This is a genomic window from Cohnella zeiphila, assembly GCF_014212055.1.
Taxonomy (GTDB): domain Bacteria; phylum Bacillota; class Bacilli; order Paenibacillales; family Paenibacillaceae; genus Cohnella; species Cohnella zeiphila.
In genome coordinates this window covers 81,938-99,023 of sequence record NZ_JACJVO010000028.1, presented here as the reverse complement: position 1 = coordinate 99,023, position 17,086 = coordinate 81,938, and the positions used below count along the sequence as shown (strand labels likewise).

Sequence of the window (17,086 nt, the reverse complement as noted above, 5' to 3'; positions counted from 1 at the left end):
CTCTTGACCGCTCCTTGCTTATAAGCGGACTTCGGCTTCCGACACGCGCCGCTGCCCGCTCCGCTTGCTCTCCGCCGGCTCGATCCGCGCCGGCCGTTCGCCGGCCTCGGCCATGCGCCTGAGCAGCCGTTCCCGCAATGCGGCCGTTACCTCTTGATGGGATTCGAAGCCGATCAGGTTCGTCAGCTCGTACGGGTCCGCCTGAAGATCGTAGAGATACTCCTCATGGTAAACGTCGGAGGAGGGAGAATCCCGGATCGGATCGGGCGAGGATACGGAATATTTCCAACGAGAAGTACGAATTGCCCGGCCGACCTGCGCTTCGCTGATCTGAATGTAGACGTCGTCCGGCCACTCCTTGGTTTCCCGGCGCAGCAATGGCAGAATCGACCGGCCCTGCATAACGTCCGGAACGGGAATGCCTGCCGCGTCCAGCAGCGTCGGCGCCAGGTCGATCAAGCTGACGAGCTCGCGGATTTGTCCCCGGCTGTTGAATCCCGGTCCGATCGCCGCCGTCGGCACTCGGATTGAGCTCTCGTGACACGAACGTTTGTATTCGCTGTTGCGCGTCTTGAAGTGGCAGCCGTGGTCGGACGTGAACAAAATAATCGTATCGTCGGCAAGCCCCAGACTCTTGACGGCGTCAAAGAGTCTCCCGAGCGCTTCGTCGAGCCGCTTCACCATCCCGTAGTAGCCGCCCAGGTGCTGCGCGCTTGTGCCCCCGAGGGCTGCCAGATCCGGCGGGGTCCATCGCCCGGTGTACGAATCGCGATAGACGTCGGGCGAAGGATAATCGTCCCGATGATTCTGATGATGGGGCTCCAGGAACGACAGGAAGAGGAAAAACGGCTGCTCCTGCTCCGCGTCGATAAACCGGATCGCCGCATCCGTCAAGGCGTCCACGCGATATCCAGGCAGCTTCACGAGCTCGTTGTCGTTATCGAAGACGACGGCGTCGTACGAATCGGAGGTCATCTCCAGCGCGTTGGCCGCGAGCCAATATTCATAACCGCCGCGCCCCCGCTCCGTCACCGGGTTCTCGTCCGCCAGATGCCATTTGCCGATATACCCGGTCTTATAGCCCGCTTCGCGGAAATAGTGCGCCAGCGTCTTGGTCCCATCCGGAAGCGGAATTTTGTTGCGGTAGCACCCCGTCGTCGTCGGGTACAGGCCCGATTGGAACACCGAACGCGCGGGACCGCACACCGGCTGGCAGGTGAAGGAATGGTACAGATGCGTTCCGCCTGCCGCCATCCGGTCGAAGTTGGGCGTCAATCCCAGCGGGTTGCCATGCGCGCCGGTCGTATCCCAGCGCTGCTGATCCGTGAAGAACACGATTACGTTCGGCTGCGAAGCTCTTTTGGCCATGCGAATCCACTCCTATTCTTGATAGTGCAGGAACAGCACGCCGTCCCCTTCGATCTCAGCGGACAAGACGCCGTTAAGCAGCTTGTGCGAAGGCGTCGGCCAGATCGAACGAATCGAAGTCGCCCCCGAATTGTTCAAGGCCAGCTGCCCCAGCTTCAAACGTACCTTCTGCGTCTCCGTCGTTCGGTTGAAGATGCCGATCCAGCCTGCACCCGTGTCCGAACGGCCGGGTGTTTTCCAAACCTCGATTCCTTTGTCTTCATGCGCCCGGAAACCCATGACGCCGTTCTGATTGCAAGCCAGAATGTCCGGATTCGTAATCAGCGAGATCGAAAATTCGTCGGAGGTCGGCAGGTCTCCGCCCATGAAGAGCGGGGAAGCCGCCAAGGCGCGAATCGTAATAAAGGTCCGCTTTTGGTTCGCCGACAGTCCGCTCATCCGCTCGTGGCCTTTCCCGCTTAGCTGCTCCTCCGCCGCGCTCTCTTCGTACGACGCGCCGTCGGTTCGGGGCTTCCACAGCTGCAGATGGCCGAACGGAATCATGTCCAGATCCAGCCAGAAGCCCTCCTGCCGGAACTCGTTATAGGCATGCCAGGCATGGAACGCTTTATCCAGATCGGCCCGATTATCCCATATATCGCGCGTCGTCCGCAGCAGGTTCGCCTGCCGGTAGACGTCCATGTTCTTCGGCGTCGTCTGGCCTCCCGGTGACAGACTAAGCACGATGTCCCTTCCCGAGGTGCGGATCGCCTTCGAGATCGCTTCGATCTCGCGCGGATGTCCGGTGATATCGTCCGCTTTGATGAAGTCGACGCCCCATTCGGCCAGCATATGGATCCAGGAATCGTAGAAGGGTTGCGCCCCCGGATGATCCATATTGACGCCGTAATTGTAGGGGCACCAAGTGCAAATGTCCGCCGGATCGGCAATATCCGAAGCCCGATAAGTCGTTCCGTACACGGGCAGGTTCAGCGCGACCGCTTTGCGGGGGATGCCTCTCATCACATGGATGCCGAATTTCAACCCCAGCTCGTGCACGCGGTCGATCAGCCGCCTGATTCCGCTGGGAAAATAGCATTGCGACGGCTGCAGCCTCCCGTATTCGTCCAAATTCACGTCGTCCGCATGACGAACGGCAGGATAGCGGCTCCCCTCTGCGAGCTCGTACTCTGCGAACCAGCCGTTGTCTACAACGAAATATTCGTAGCCCGACGGCTTCAGAAGCTTGGCCATCGCTTCGGCATTGATGAGCAGCGCTTCCTCCGACGCTGCGCAGCCGTAGCAATCGAAGCTGTTCCAGCCGAGCGGCGGACGCGGAGTCAACCGCGGCAGCGTCCCCTCAGGGCCGACTTCTCTTCCGTTCACGCTCACCGAATTTCCTCCTTCCCGCGGCTTGGCAAAGGCTCAGGCGCCGGATATTCTGGGCATCGGCAGCGGCTCCTTGCCCAGCTCCGCCCAGGCGTATCGAAGCAGCAGCTCCGACTTCAAGGCCGCATGCGCCGGATCGTCCCACAGGTTTCGCACCTCGTCCGGATCCTCTTGCAAGTCGAACAGTTCTCCGTACGTCCGATTGTAATAGACGGTCAGCTTGAATCTTTCGTCGACGTAGGTCTTCAAATGAATGGTCGTCGGTTCGTGATGATTCTCGCACAGGATATGGTCCCGAACCGATTCTCGCTTGCCGTTCCACACCTCGGTCTGGTCCTTGCCCGTCATCGCGGCGGGGATCGGAAGCCCCGCATGGCCGAGCAGCGTAGGCGCAATGTCGACCAGCGATTGCATCGACGACGACAGACGGCCGGCCGGCACCCGCCCGGGGTATCGCGCGATCAGCGGCACGCGGATCAGATCTTCGTAGTGGAACGGTCCCTTGGCGATCAAACCGTGCTGCCCGAACAGATGACCGTGGTCGGACGTGAAGACGACCAGCGTGTCTTCCGCCAGGCCGAGTTCGTCGAGCTTATCGAGAATGCGCCCGATATATTTGTCCATCAGGCTCGTCATGCCGTAATAAACAGCCACGTTCTTGCGCAGCTCCTCTTCCCGATGCAAGTGCGACCGGAAGCCGTGCATGCCGAAGCCCGACTCGCGGTAGGCGGAAAAATCCGGGTTCTCCTGCTGGGTTAGGCGGAAGTGCGGCGGATTTGCTTCGTGCTCTTCTTCCTGCAATCCCCGCAGCGTCAGCTTCTGCGGGTCGTACATCGTATCCCATGGTTCCGGAACCAGATACGGCGGGTGCGGATCGAAGAAGCTCGCCCATAGCAGGAACGGCCGGTTCTCCTGCTTGTAGCGTTCCAGCAGCGCGTTGGTGCGCTCGGCGATCCAGGCGTCGTAGTGGAATTCCTCCGGAATCGGCCAATGGTGGAGGTGCTTCTTGTCCATGGTGCCGGTCGGCGGCCGGAAGTAGTCGCGCCAATGGAGGCATCCCTTCTCTTCCAGCCAGATCGCGTAGTGTTGCCCGGCGTGGGCCTCGTTCGTATGGTTCCGGGCCAACTCGACATGCCGGAAGCCGTAGAAAGTCTCGTCGAAGCTCCGCCAGTAGTCCAGATCCTGCAGCAGCGGGTACGATTCGATGGACGGATATTCTTCGGTCGAAGCGAGCGGCTGGAAATGCGCCTTGCCGATCAGAGCCGTCTCGTATCCGGCCAGGAGGAAATCCTCGCCGACCGTATGGGCCTTCTCCGACAGCTTCGTTCCGAGCGACCAGGCGCCGTGTTGGCTCGGGTACTGCCCGGTGATCAGCGAGCTTCGTGTCGGCGTGCAAGTCGGGTTCGGACAATAGGCTCTGGTGAATGTCGTTCCTTCTTTGACAAGCCGGTCCAAATTCGGCGTCGAGATCTCCGGCTGGAAAGAACCGATCGTATTCCAATGCTGTTGATCGCTCGTAATGAGCAGAATATTGGGCTTGCGGCTCACCGCGGATCAGCTCCATTCTAATCGTCATATGTGGCCGATCTTGTCGGGCCCGCTTCGATCCCAATCGCGAGCGCCGGTCCCCAATCCGCCGTAGCCACGGTCGCGTATTTGTTGAAAATGATATCGTCAGCCAGTGCTGCTTCCTGCCACATCTTCAAATACAGTTCTTTCTTTACGCTTGCATAATCAGCAACGGCAGCCACATTGTTCAGTTCGAACGGATCGACAGATAGATCGTACAGCTCGTCGACATCCGTCGGGTGATAGACGAATTTATATCGTTCAGTCCGCACCATACGTTGCGTATAATACACTTCCACGCCGTTACACTGGCTGTATACGGCATCGCGCCAATGTAACGGTCGTTCATTTCGGAGCCAGCCGGCAAGACTTGTGCCGTTGCATTCGTTCAGCGTCTCCGCTTCGGCCAGATCCACGAAAGTCGGAGCCCAATCCATGATGCTGACCAGTTCGTCCACGACTCTTCCCGGCTCCGAAATGCCGTTCGGCCAACGGGCGATACAAGGAAGTCGGTACGTCTCTTCGAACGAGCTGATGCCCTTCAGATACAGACCGTGCGCGCCGCCGCTCTCCCCGTGGTCGGAAAGAAAGACGACCAGCGTGTCATCTGCCTGACCCGAAGCCTCCAGCGCAGCCAGCACTTGACCGAACAGATCGTCCACCATTGTGCAATAACCCCAATAGTGAGCCGTCGCCTCCCGCACTTCCTCGGGCGTAAGCTGGTCCCATACCCTTCTCATGCGCCGGTATACACCTGGTTTATCAATAAGCGAATCGTCGTAATTCGGCGGCAGCGGAATCTCGTCAGGGTCGTACAGTTTGGCGTACCGCTCCGGAATCACAAACGGATCGTGCGGTCCTGTTACCCCTACATACAGGCACCATGGCTTGTCACTGCCGTTCAGTTCCCGCAGCTTTTCTACAGCCCTTTCGACGACTTTGGCGTCTCTCGTATGCTCGCCGTCCGTCTGCGATACGCCGTATAGCCGGTAAGGTCCCCAGCCGGGACGGACGAGCTCGCCCCTCCTTCGTTCCGTCCGCGGCTCCTCCCGGGGCAAAGCCCGCCACTGCGGGATCGTGAGCCCCATCTGCGCGTCTTTGCCCGCCACGACCATGAGTTCTTCCCAGCCGCGGCCGGCCGGATTCTCCTCCGCGGACACATGCCATTTGCCGGAGAAGAATAGATCGTACCCCGCCGCTTTCAGCTTCTCGGAGAACGTCCCGACGCCCGGCCGCAGTCCCCGCCCCAGCGCAGCTGCATTGCTGACGTTATTGTGGATGCCATGCCGGGACGGATACAGACCGGTCATAAAGGAAGCCCTCGACGGGCAGCAATGTGTCATCGTCGTGAACGTATGACGGAAGACAATGCCTTCCGATGCGAACCGAACCGCGTTCGGCGTCCGGCAAGGATGGTTCGGCGCCATGACCTGGGCTTGTTGCTGGTCGGTCATAAAGATCAAGATGTTAGGTCTGGTCATCGCGCTGCCAGTGCTCTCAGCTGCTCATCCTGAAAGGCGTGAGCCCGTTCGTTCTCCCGTTCGGGATCGCAAATTCGCCGAAGCTCGCCTTCCAGTTCAAGCGCCTTGTCGGGAAATTCCGCGTAGACGTTGCGCAGTTCGTCCGGATCGTCGCTCAGCTGAAACAATTGGTGCGGCGCCTCCATATAGTAGATAAGCTTCCATTCGCCCTTGCGGATCATATAAGCCCCGGAACGCGTGCCATGCCCGTGGTATTCGGAGAAGACGACTCGCTCCGGATCGGACGCGGGAACGTCCTGAAGCGGCTGACCCGCCCAGTCCGACGGACGTTCGGCGCCGACAGCCCGGAAGATAGAAGCCTGCACGTCCAGCAGATCGACCGGCGTGTCGACAACGGCCCCCTTACCGAAGTCCGGCCCGGACGCGATCACCGGAATGCGGACCGAATCTTCGTACAACGAGCACTTCCACCACATTCCGAATTTGCCCAGCATATCGCCGTGATCCGACGTATAGACGACATTGGTGACGTTAGCCAGAGAGGTGCTCTGCAGCGTATCCAGCAGTCGACCGACCTGCCGATCGATGAAGGTGACGTTGCCGAGATATCCTCTACGGAGGCCGAGAGCCTGCTCTTCCGTGAAAAGATCCGCTTCGAAGTGGGCGCGCAGATCCCGAGCGTACGGATGATCGGCGCTCTCCTGCTCTTTGCCGTAACGGGGAAGGTCCTCTCCGTGCGGATATAAGTCCCAAAATTCTTGCGTGTTCCATTGCGGAAAATGGGGATTGACCAGGTTGATCGTCAAGCTCCAAGGGCGATCCAGCGTCGGCGCCGTCTCCCGAAGCCATTGCAAAGCGGCGTCCATGACCCTAAGGTCCGCGTCGAAAGCCTCTTCTTTGACGCCGTAGCCGCGCGCTCTCTCCGCGGCATCCTTGCGGATGGCCAGCGGCCTCCGGGAGAAATTGATGTCCCCCGGGGCCTTGCCGTCCTTTGCCATATGAATCTCCGCGAAGCCGAGGTTCTCGGCTTTATCGTACACGTGCGTTTTCCCGAAATGAACCGAGTGCACCCCTTCGTCCCTCAGCACGCGCCCATAGGTAGGGAAATGTCGGGGCAGGTTGACGTTGCAATTGCTGTACGCCTGCACCTCGTGCACACGGCGGCCCGACAGGAACGCCGAGCGGCTAGGCGTGCAGAGAGGCGACGGGCAGTACGCATTCCGGTATACCGTTCCTTGCCGCGCCAGCCGTTCCATATTCGGCGTTTGCACGAACGGGTGGCCGTATACGGAAGAATAAAACGGATTGTGCTCATCCGACAGAAAAACGATAAAGTTGCTCACGTTAGCGCCTCCTGGCTCATGGGTATCGCGATCAATCAAGCTTCTCTCCGCACTGAATTATTTCAACTGCGCATAATCGTCCGCCGTATAATCTTTGCTGGTGTCCCAGTTCGGGAACTGGAAATCCTTTAGATCGACCTGTGCACCATCTGCCTTCACCTTCGCGACCGCATCGGCCAGCCCATTGTTTAACTTCTCGTCGTACGCCCGAAGCAGAGAGGGCAGATCCTTCTGGGCGCCGGTTAGTACCGACTGCAAAATATCGCTGTAACCCGGCTTGATCTTCGGCTGCTGCAGCGAGCCGAGCTCCACGATGACTTTGGCCGTCTCCGGATTGCGGACCGCATAATCGGGCCGAAGCTTCAGCAGATCCTTATGCAGTTGGAGGAACGTGTTGAATTCCGGATACGGGTACAGCGAAGTATCGTTATTGATGCTGTTGATAGGGGTCAGCGCCACGCCGCTCTGCAGGTATTTCGTGTAAAACGGCGGAGCCGCGAACGCCTTCTCGATGAACTCCCCGGCTTCTTTGGCATGCTTCGACGTCGACGAGATCATATAGCCTGACGGGTCTGCCGCCACGTAGAAGTAGGTAGGCTTCTGACCGGTTGGCGTTGGCACCTGCGCCAATCCGAAGTTCGCATCCGGCGTATCCCGCTTGACGATCCACATTCGCGCCCGCCCATCGATGAGGAAGGCCGCTTTGCCTTGCCCGAACAGGACGCTCGACTCCGTCGCTTTCAGCGTGAACGAGGAGGGCAGGATACTGCCGTCCGCCTTCAACTGCTGCAAGAAGTCGAACGAGTCCACCGTCGCTTTCGAATCGTATGCATATTGGCCGGTTTTGTAATCGAATCCGCCCGCCTCTTCAGGAGAAATTCCCGCAGCGAGCGCATCGACAAACTTGGATATACCGGACGCCGATCCCGTCTCGCCGCCGCCGAACACGACGCCGTACACGTCGCCTTTGCCGCTCTGCGTGACTTTTTTGGCTTCTTCGCGAAGTTCGTCCCAGGTGGCAGGCGGCTTCTCCGGGTCCAGGCCCGCGTTTTTCAAGACATCCTTGTTGTAATACAAGATCGAGCCCAGCTGCGGTCCCGTTAGCGGCCAGCTGTATGTTTTACCGTCGATAACGTTGACTCCTTCCACGAACGCGCCGGCATCGAACTGCTGCTTCCAAGCGTCTGAGAGGAGTCCGTCGAACGGTTTGGCCCAGCCGTCGGCCACGATGGAACGGATATCCGTATTTTGCGGCGTCTGGAAAATATCCGGCAGTTCATGGGATGTCGCAGCCGCTTGAATGGCCGTATTGTATTCGCTCCAAGCCATATACCGGGCTTCCACCCGAATCCGGCCCTTGTTCTGCTCGTTGAACTCCTTGATCATACGCTGTCCGGGGCTGTTGTCGCCTTTCAGGAAGTCGCTGGCTCCCCATAAGGTGATCACCGTCTCCTTCTGCGAGCCAGCTGAGCCGCCGCTTGCGCTTGCGCTCGCCTCCGCGCTCTCCGTACCGCCCGGTTCTCCGGAAGACGAGTTGCCCGAGCATCCGGCAAGCAGTGCCGCGGCGGTCGCGCCGACCGCCAGTAGTTGTAGTCCCTTGAGTCTGTTGCTGTTCATGTGAGTTCCTCCCAACCAGGTTTGAATGAATTTATCCTTTGATGGCTCCGGATACCCCTTCGATAAAGTAACGCTGCATCGCTATGAACACGGCCAGGATCGGCACCAGCGAGATGCTGGCGGCTGCCGCCATGCCGGTCCAGTCCATCGTATTCTCGCCGACGAACTGGAACATGCCCACGCCGAGCGTGCGCAGCTCCGGCTTGCCGAGCGTGAAGATGAGCGGCATGAGAAACGCGTTCCACGTCCACATGAATTGCATGATGGCGGCCGTCGCGATAATCGGCTTGGACAGCGGCAGGACGATCTGCGCGAACGTCCGGACGAAGCCGCTGCCGTCGATCTCCGCCGACTCCGACAATTCCTTCGGGAGGCCGCGGAAATACGCAACGAACAGCAGGATGAAGAGCACGTGCGCTCCGCCGACTTCCGCGAGGATGACGCCCCACAGCGAGTTGTTCAACCCGAGCGAATTCACTAGCGAGTAGATTGGAATGATCGTATACCCTTTGGGCATGAACATCGTTGCCGTGACGGCGGTGACGAACACCAAACGGCCCTTAAAGCGATAGCGTCCGACCGCATAGCCGGTCAACGCGCAGACGAGAATGACGATGACGACGACGGACACCGTGATGATGACGTTATTCCAGAAATAAACGGAGAAATGCGCCGTCTCCCACGCTCTTTTGTAATTGGAGAACTGGAAGCTTTGCGGCAGCAGCTTGATGCCGGATACGATATATTCGTTATTCGTCTTGAACGAAGACATGATCATCCAGATGAAGGGGTATATCCAGACGATGCCGATCGCGAAGAGCAGCACGTGCACCAGGACGTATACCGGCGATCTCTTTCTTCTGGCAGGGTTCATTCCCATCTCCTCCTAGAGCCGTGCGGCATTGCGGCGGCCGCCGGACCAACGGACCAGCAAGCCGAGCGCGAGCGAAATGATCATGACGGCAACGCCGTACACGACGCCTGCGGCCGATGCGAAACCGACTCGCGCCCCTCCGTTGCCGGAGAAGGCATAACGGTAAATGTACACGTCCACCATGTCGGTTTTGAAGGCCGGCCCTCCGTCCGTCATCGACTTCACCAAGTCGAACACATGCAGCGCGTTGACCGCGGACATGAGCAGAATGACGCTTCCGACGGGCAGCAGCAAGGGAACGGTAATATACCTTAGCAATTGAAGCCCGGAAGCGCCGTCGATTCTGGCCGATTCGAAAAGCTCCTTCGGCAGCGACTGAATCCCCGCCAGCCAATATACCAATTTCATGCCGAAGGTCTTCCAGATGCCGACGAGCACGACGACCAGAAACGCCGTATCGATCGAACCGAGCCAGTCTATCGGGGCGGTCAGCAGGCCCAGCTTGATCAGCAGCTCGTTGACGACGCCTTTGTACGCGCCGAAGATAAACCGCATAACCAGTCCGACTACGGCCGTCGTCGTTACGACCGGCAGGAAATAGATCGTCCGGTAAAAGACTTTTCCCCGGAGCCGCTCGGCGTTCAACAACAAGGCCAGCAGAAGCGCAAGCGGCACTTGAACGGCCACTACGTACGCCATGAACAGCAGGCTGTTTCGAAAGGCATTCCAGAAGATGGGGTCCGTCACCGTCTCGATAAAATTGTCGAAGCCGACATAGTCTTTCGGCGGTCCGTATCCGTCCCAATCAAAAAAGGCGTAAACATAGCTCATGACTATGGGATAAGCCGTAAACATCAGGAACAAAGCCAGCTGCGGGGCGATAAAAGCCAGACACCAAAGCTCCCGGCGCGCCCGATAACCGACAAGGGGAGCGGCGCGTTTGTCCGCGACAGACACCCGGTTGGCCATACTCATATGATCTTCCTCCTTGTTTCAGCCCGACCTTCGGTGTTCGAAGATTTCATTCCACAGGGCCAGTGCCGCCGCTCCGACCAAGCCGATATTTTCGCCTAATTCCGAACCCACGATCTCCACTCGTTCGCGCTTGGCCAGCGGGGATCTGTCGTACAGTTCCCGGCGAATCTCTTCGAGCAGCGGTATCGATTCTCCGGCCAGCGGGCCGGCAACGATCACCTTCGGAACATGGAACATGTTCAGATAAGAAGCAAGCACCGTCCCGATCCTTCGGCCCGCTCGCGCGACCGCCTCATGCGCCTGGCGATCCCCTTGCTTCAGCAGGTTCAGCGGATCCAGGACGCCGGATACTTGTAGCTCTGCCGCAATCGCCGTAAGCGAGGCATACCTCTCCAAACACCCCCGATTGCCGCAATAACATGCCGGTCCTTCCGGATGATACGTCATATGGCCGAACTCTCCCGCTCCCGTCGAACCGCCGCGGTACAGGCGGTCGCCGGCGACGAGTCCGGAGCCGATCCCCGGCCCGATGTAAATCAGGAGAAAGTCCGTAAGCGTCCGCCCGACTCCGAACATCTTCTCCGCCAAAGCCATCGTCCGAATGTTGTTGTCCGCATACACGGGCAATCCATGCCTCTCTGCCAGCAGCGCGGCCAGCGGCACTTCCTTCCACCCCAAGTGCTCCCTGCTCAGATATGTCCCCGTATCGAAATTTACAAATCCGACCAACCCGACGCCGATGGCGGAGAGCGAGTCCTTCCTCAACTCCGCGATGCAAGCATCCGTCTCCGCAAGCAGCCTCTCGATGAAGGCGCTTTGGTTCGAATCAAACGAAATCTCGTAACGGCGCAGCGTTCGAACCGTTCCGTTAATGCCTGCAAGCCCGAAATGCACTTCGCGCGCGTTCATGTGTACGGCAAGCGCATTGCAGGCTTGCGGATGGAAAGCCAACGCGACGGATTTGCGTCCGGCCCGGCGTCGAAATTCCTCCAGATGGCCTGTCTCCAAAATCAGATTCTCCTCGATCAATTCCGAGATCAGATTGGAAATGGTCGCCGGCGTCAAGGACGTGATCTCCGCAATGCGCTGGCGCGAAATAGGACCGTACCGAAGCAGGCACCGAAGAATCGTTCTCTTGTTCGTCTGTTTGGAGCGGGAGATATTGTGACCCATCAGCACCATGAGATCCGCTTCCTCTTCCCGTCCCGTCATCCGTCCGCCGCGCACCGAAAGCCGAGATTGCCCGTCGAACTGTCCGGCGTATTCGAGCTTCGCGCCGCCACCCGATATCGGTTGCAGTAAGAGCTGTGGCATAAATAGGAACCGCCGCGCATGACCCGGTTCGATCCCATGGCCGGCCCTTTCGGATTTTTGCGCTTCGAATGCTTGGCAGCGGAAGGGGAAAACCAATCCGAACACCATTCCCATACATTGCCGACCATGTTGTATAAGCCGTAACCGTTCGGAAGATAAGATCGAACCGGTGCCGTGCCTACGTAGCCGTCCGCGGCATTGTTCTTCGACGGGAACTCCCCTTGCCAGATGTTGCATCGATGCTGTCCGTTCGGCTTTAGCAAATCCCCCCAAGGATATCTTTTTTGAACCAAGCCTCCGCGCGCGGCGTACTCCCACTCAGCCTCCGTCGGCAGCCTCTTGCCGGCCCATCGACAATAAGCGACCGCGTCGTTCCAAGATATGTGAATAACGGGATGATCCATCCGCTCCTCACAGGACGACCGGCCTCCTTCCGGCCTCCGCCAGTCGGCGCCGTTGACGGCCAGCCACCACGGAGTTCCCGGAACGACGCGAGCATCGTTCTTTTTCACTTCTTCCGTAACGAATAGATGGAACACGAACGACCAACCGAATTGTTCCGCTTCCGTTACATAACCCGTGTCCTCGACAAACTCCGCGAATTTCTCGTTCGTGACCGCCTCGGGATCGATGTAGAATGGGGAAAGTTCAACCTCTCTTACGGGACCTTCCCCGTCATCCGGAAACCCTTCCTCGTCATCCGTTCCCATGAGGAAGATGCCACCCTTCAAATACGCCATGCCATCCTTACTCTTCGTATTGAATAAAAGCCGGTCAGCAGCTTTCGCCGCTTGAGGCAAGGCCTGCCCCCTTCCGATACTGCAGCAGGAAGACCTGTGTTCAAGCATCTTCGTCCCTCTCTTTGATTAATAAATTTAATTAACCAATTGGGCGGACTAACGCAAAAAAGACGCATCTTCCCTTATAAAGGAAAAAGGCGTCTCCGGTTCGTCCGGTCAACGGCGTTAGGTTTTATTATAAGTATTATACTCGGATTAGTGTATATTTCAAGCTTTATTTTCCATGTTCGTCAAGAGCGGCTTCTTTTCTGACTCGAACGTGCCCATAAATTTTGTTCCCATCAAATAAAAAAGCCGCGATGATTGCGGCTTTCAATGGAACCATGATTTTGTCTTCCGCAGTCGGGCCTAACTTTCCCGGCCAGCCGTCGCTTCCCGGCCGCTCCCCATCGCGCGCAGCCTGCGCTCCATGTTGGCCAGCGCCTCTTCCTCGCTGCACGCTCCCCGGATCGCCTTGTCGATCTCCTCGGCGACGACGCCGTTGTAGACGTCGCTTCCGCGCTCGAGCCCGCGGTATGCCGGCGGCACCCGCCTTTTGCGGCTGATTCCGTAGCTTTCGAGCAGCAGCGATTTCCACGGGTACAAATTTTCCAGATCCCGGATGGTGTAGTAATCCTGCCGCAGCGTCGAACCCCCCAGAAGGGAGCCGGGAATCGCGGCTTCGTTGCTGCACGCCCAGAACAGAAAATCCGCGGCGGCCTCCCCGTTCCGGCTGCTTCGGCTCACGCCCAGGCTCCATCCCCCCAGAACCGGCGTTCTTCCCGGAATCAGCGAGTAGCCGATATTGCCCGCCACTTTGGACTTTGTATAATCGTTGATCTCCACCGCATGGGAATCGTACAGCACGACCATGGCGACATCGCCCGATTCGAAGCTCGCCACCGTGTCGTCCCACGTGGTCATGGCGCCCGGAGGCACGTATTGATAGCTTTTGGTCATATTTTTGAGCGCGGAAAGTGAATTGCCGCTGTTTACGATTACGGAACCGTCCTCCGAGAAGACGTCGCTCGAATAGGCCCATAATCGGTTCAGGAACGAGATCGCCGTGTTCACGTTGGCCCCCTGGACCCCCGCGTAGCCGTATTTGACGGGAGACTTCTCGTTGCATTCCCGGGTGAAGAACTCCGCGACCAGATTGAACTCCGCCCATGTGGCGGGAGGAAGCAGCTCCGTCCCGTACGTGCGCTTGAACTGGCGACGCAGATTCGGGTTCTCGAACAGATCCTTCTGAAAAAAAAGCAGCTGCGTACCGGACATGAAGGGCACCCCGTACAGCTCGTCCTCCTGCATCGCGTACTCCTTGAGCATGCCGGGTACGAAATCCGCGAAGTATCCGTCCCGTCCGGAGATCAGATCGCCTAGCGGTCTTGCGATTCCGTCCTTCACCAGCCGGTCGATCCAGGCGATGTCCATCATGAAGCCGTCGGGCGCTCCCCGCCCGGACTCCGGCGCGTAAAGCCTGTCAAGAAGCTCGTTGTAAGCGAGCATCTCGAGTTCGATCCGCGTCCCTGTCTCCCTCGTGTACAGCTCCGAGAGCATGCGCAGGCTGTGGGCCGCCGGACAATCGAACATCGCCAGCCGCAGCGGATGGCCGGTTGACCGGCTCCGGTCCAGGTTCGCGAGAAGCGGCACGGTCTCCGCGTATTCCGCCTCGAACCTTTCCGTGATCGGCTCGTAAGCGTTCGGGCTGGCGATCGCGCCCATCAGCTTCCGGACCGCGGACTCTGCGACTTTCCGGAACGGAACCCCGATCGTCGCCGCGTAATTCCCCTCATCCTCGATCCAATTCTGCTCTTTGAACGTGATATGGGCCACTTCTTCCCGGCGAAGCAGCCGGATGGCCTTCCGGGTTCCCTCCGAGATCAGATAGTTGCCCGTGACGATCGCGCCCATGCGTTCGTTGCGGTGCAGCAGCTCGTAAGCCGCCTGGAATCCCCGTTCCTTGCCGTAATCGACCGCGCGTATATGGTCCGGGCGGGAATAATAGCGGCCGTAAATCTCCGTCGCGCCGCTGCCGTTCATCATCTCCCGCTCCAGGATCAATCCGACCTCGGAGACGCCCTGCCGCCGCAGCCGCGCGATCGCTTCCTCCAACGCTTTCTCGTATTGAATCAGAATGGAATCTGCCATCGCGCTCTGCCGGCTGCGCTTGCCGATGAACACAATCGGTCTCGTTCCTCCTACGATGTCCAGCAAATCTTCCACCGGCGAGCCGGTATACGCGATGATGCCTTCCACCCGCTGTTCCAGGCACTGCTCCACGCAGATGCGCTCCAGAATCGGGTTGTTCTGGCTAATCTTCAGCAGCAGATTGTAGCCTCTCTCCCGGAGCTCCAGCTCGATCGTGTGAAGCAGAGTCTGCATATCCGGATGGACGACGTTCGGCAGAACGAGAGCCACTTCGTTGCTCGTCGTGCTCTTCAGGCTGCGGGCGTTCGCGTCCGGCCGGTAATTCAACTCTTTCATGGCGGACTCTACCTTGGCAATTAAATCCGCGTTGTTCGTGTGGCCGTTCAGCACGTTGGATACCGTCCCGACGGATACCCCCGCGCGCAGCGCCACATCCTTGATCGTCGCCAGATCGAGCCCTCCTTTAACGTTTCATGAATGAAATCACAAGGATTTTAACATTTCAATATTTCAAAAACAAGCAAGCCCCGGGCCCAAAATCCGCACCAGGAATTGCCTTGCGCTCGCGATTGTGATAAACTCTTGCTAATTTCCAGGAACGGAGGGGTACGTGTGATAGATTGGATCCGGGTTCGGTCTTTGCGCGGCTAATTGATTAGCGCCAAGGTTCTGCCTGTGTGCAGAGAACTCAGATTCGGTCTGTCCATAGCGCCCCATTCGCGAAGCAAGGCATTCATGGCGACATGAATTGCCTTCTCGGTATTTTCGCGTCTGCCGCTTCGCCGTTCCGCTTGATCCGGAACGGCGGCGGGGAGTTTGCGCTCCCCGCGGATCTTCTTCCCGAATTCTCCGGTTCATCTTCTCACACAGGCGAGCAGCCTGTGTTTTTTGTTTAGCATTTTTATCAGGAGAGGATGAAAAGCATATGGAACAAACGCGGCACAAAGCGGTTATCGTCGGCGTTCAGCTGCCCCATCAGGCCGACTTCGCTTATTCCATGGAAGAACTGCGCAACCTGGCGGACGCTTGCGCCATCGAGGCGGCCGGCGAGCTCAGCCAGAAGTCGGCGCACATTAACCCTTCACATTACATCGGACGCGGAAAAGTGGAAGAATTGAAGGCGCTGCTGGAAGCGGCGGGAGCGTCGACCGCCATTTTCAACGACGAGCTGTCCCCCTCCCAACTTCGCAACCTGGAGGCGGCGCTGGAGCGGCGGGTGATCGACCGCACCTTGCTGATCCTGGATATTTTCGCGGAACGGGCTCAGACAAGGGAGGCTCAGCTCCAGGTGGAAGTCGCTCAGCTGCAGTATATGCTGCCGCGGCTGGTAGGCTTGCGCGAGTCGCTCGGCCGGCAAGGAGGCGGTTCGGGGCTGAGAAACCGCGGTTCGGGCGAGACCAAGCTGGAGCTCGACCGGCGCCGAATCGAGGAACGAATCGCCGCGCTGCAGTCCGAGCTTGAGAAGCTGGTCGCCCGGCGTCAAGTCCAGCGCAAGCGCAGGAAGAAAAACGAGGTCCCGGTCGTCTGTCTTGTCGGCTATACCAATTCGGGCAAATCGACTCTGATGAACGCCGTACTGGAAACGTTCGATCCCGGCTCGGCGAAGCAGGTGCTCGCCAAAGACATGCTGTTCGCCACATTGGAAACGTCGGTGCGCAGCATCGAGCTGCCCGATCGCAAATCGTTCCTGCTCGCGGACACGGTCGGATTCGTCAGCCGGCTGCCGCACCACCTGGTCAAAGCGTTCCGTTCGACGCTGGAGGAAGTCGCCGAAGCCGATCTGCTCGTTCACGTCGTCGATCGCTCCCATCCGACGTATCAGGAGCAAATCGCCGTCACCAACGAAACGCTGAAGGAACTCGGAGCGGACCGGATCCCGGCTTTTTATGCGTTCAATAAGACGGATTTGACCGACGAGCCTTATCCGCGCTCGGAGAGCGACGGCGTTTATCTCTCCGCCAAACGGAAGGTCGGCATCGAGACGTTGACCGAACAAATCCGCGGGCGAATCTTTGGCGGATACGTCCGGCGGGAAATTCTCGTTCCGTTCGATCAGGGCCGATTGGTCGCTTACTTCAACAAGCATGCCCACATCGAATCGACCGCTTACGAAGAGAACGGCACCCGGCTGACGCTGGAATGCAAGGCGGCCGATTACGAGAAGTACCGTCACGATTTTATCGAGCTGTAACCGCATCGCAAGCCTCTAACAAGCGGCAGACCCAAGCCTGGACCCCTTCGGGCTCG

Annotated in this window: 12 protein-coding genes; 1 reads left to right on the top strand and 11 read right to left on the bottom strand. The window is 58.6% G+C overall.

Features of this window, described 5'->3' with window-relative positions:
- Nucleotides 1–18: 18 nt before the first annotated feature.
- From H7C18_RS22130 to H7C18_RS22080, 11 genes are all read right to left on the bottom strand, one after another.
- Nucleotides 19–1,368: a sulfatase family protein gene (locus H7C18_RS22130; protein ID WP_185131284.1), complete on the bottom strand. Its 1,350-nt coding sequence runs from the start codon at nucleotides 1,366–1,368 to the stop codon at nucleotides 19–21.
- A 12-nt stretch (nucleotides 1,369–1,380) separates the two neighbouring features.
- The gene (locus H7C18_RS22125) at nucleotides 1,381–2,739 is read right to left on the bottom strand and encodes an alpha-amylase family protein (RefSeq protein WP_185131283.1); all 1,359 of its coding nucleotides are present in this window, start codon (nucleotides 2,737–2,739) and stop codon (nucleotides 1,381–1,383) included.
- Nucleotides 2,740–2,772: 33 nt separating this feature from the next.
- Nucleotides 2,773–4,284, bottom strand: coding sequence for a sulfatase-like hydrolase/transferase (locus tag H7C18_RS22120; protein WP_185131282.1), 1,512 nt, complete (start codon nucleotides 4,282–4,284; stop codon nucleotides 2,773–2,775).
- 17 nt (nucleotides 4,285–4,301) lie between these two features.
- Entirely contained in the window at nucleotides 4,302–5,786 is a 1,485-nt protein-coding gene (locus H7C18_RS22115) for a sulfatase family protein (protein WP_185131281.1), read from the bottom strand.
- On the bottom strand, nucleotides 5,783–7,129 hold the full coding sequence (locus H7C18_RS22110) for a sulfatase-like hydrolase/transferase (RefSeq protein WP_185131280.1): 1,347 nt from the start codon (nucleotides 7,127–7,129) through the stop codon (nucleotides 5,783–5,785). Before H7C18_RS22110 ends, H7C18_RS22115 begins: the two co-directional genes overlap by 4 nt.
- 57 nt (nucleotides 7,130–7,186) lie before the next feature.
- Entirely contained in the window at nucleotides 7,187–8,746 is a 1,560-nt protein-coding gene (locus tag H7C18_RS22105; protein WP_185131279.1) for an ABC transporter substrate-binding protein, read from the bottom strand.
- 31 nt (nucleotides 8,747–8,777) lie between these two features.
- Nucleotides 8,778–9,620, bottom strand: a complete 843-nt coding sequence (locus H7C18_RS22100) for a carbohydrate ABC transporter permease (RefSeq protein ID WP_185131278.1) — start codon at nucleotides 9,618–9,620, stop codon at nucleotides 8,778–8,780.
- A gap of 12 nt (nucleotides 9,621–9,632) precedes the next feature.
- Nucleotides 9,633–10,595: a carbohydrate ABC transporter permease gene (locus tag H7C18_RS22095; protein WP_202887240.1), complete on the bottom strand. Its 963-nt coding sequence runs from the start codon at nucleotides 10,593–10,595 to the stop codon at nucleotides 9,633–9,635.
- An 18-nt stretch (nucleotides 10,596–10,613) separates the two neighbouring features.
- Nucleotides 10,614–11,909 carry an ROK family transcriptional regulator gene (locus H7C18_RS22090; RefSeq protein WP_185131277.1) on the bottom strand — a complete coding sequence of 432 codons (1,296 nt, stop codon included), beginning with the start codon at nucleotides 11,907–11,909 and terminating at the stop codon, nucleotides 10,614–10,616.
- Nucleotides 11,804–12,757, bottom strand: a complete 954-nt coding sequence (locus H7C18_RS22085) for a formylglycine-generating enzyme family protein (RefSeq protein WP_185131276.1) — start codon at nucleotides 12,755–12,757, stop codon at nucleotides 11,804–11,806. Before H7C18_RS22085 ends, H7C18_RS22090 begins: the two co-directional genes overlap by 106 nt.
- Nucleotides 12,758–13,057: 300 nt before the next feature.
- Nucleotides 13,058–15,271 (bottom strand): extracellular solute-binding protein, encoded by a 2,214-nt coding sequence (locus tag H7C18_RS22080; protein ID WP_185131275.1) that lies wholly within the window; start codon nucleotides 15,269–15,271, stop codon nucleotides 13,058–13,060.
- A gap of 493 nt (nucleotides 15,272–15,764) precedes the next feature.
- On the opposite strand from H7C18_RS22080, the gene hflX reads away from it, so the two are divergent.
- On the top strand, nucleotides 15,765–17,030 hold the full coding sequence (gene hflX, locus H7C18_RS22075; RefSeq protein ID WP_185131274.1) for a GTPase HflX: 1,266 nt from the start codon (nucleotides 15,765–15,767) through the stop codon (nucleotides 17,028–17,030).
- The last annotated feature ends 56 nt before the right edge of the window (nucleotides 17,031–17,086 follow it).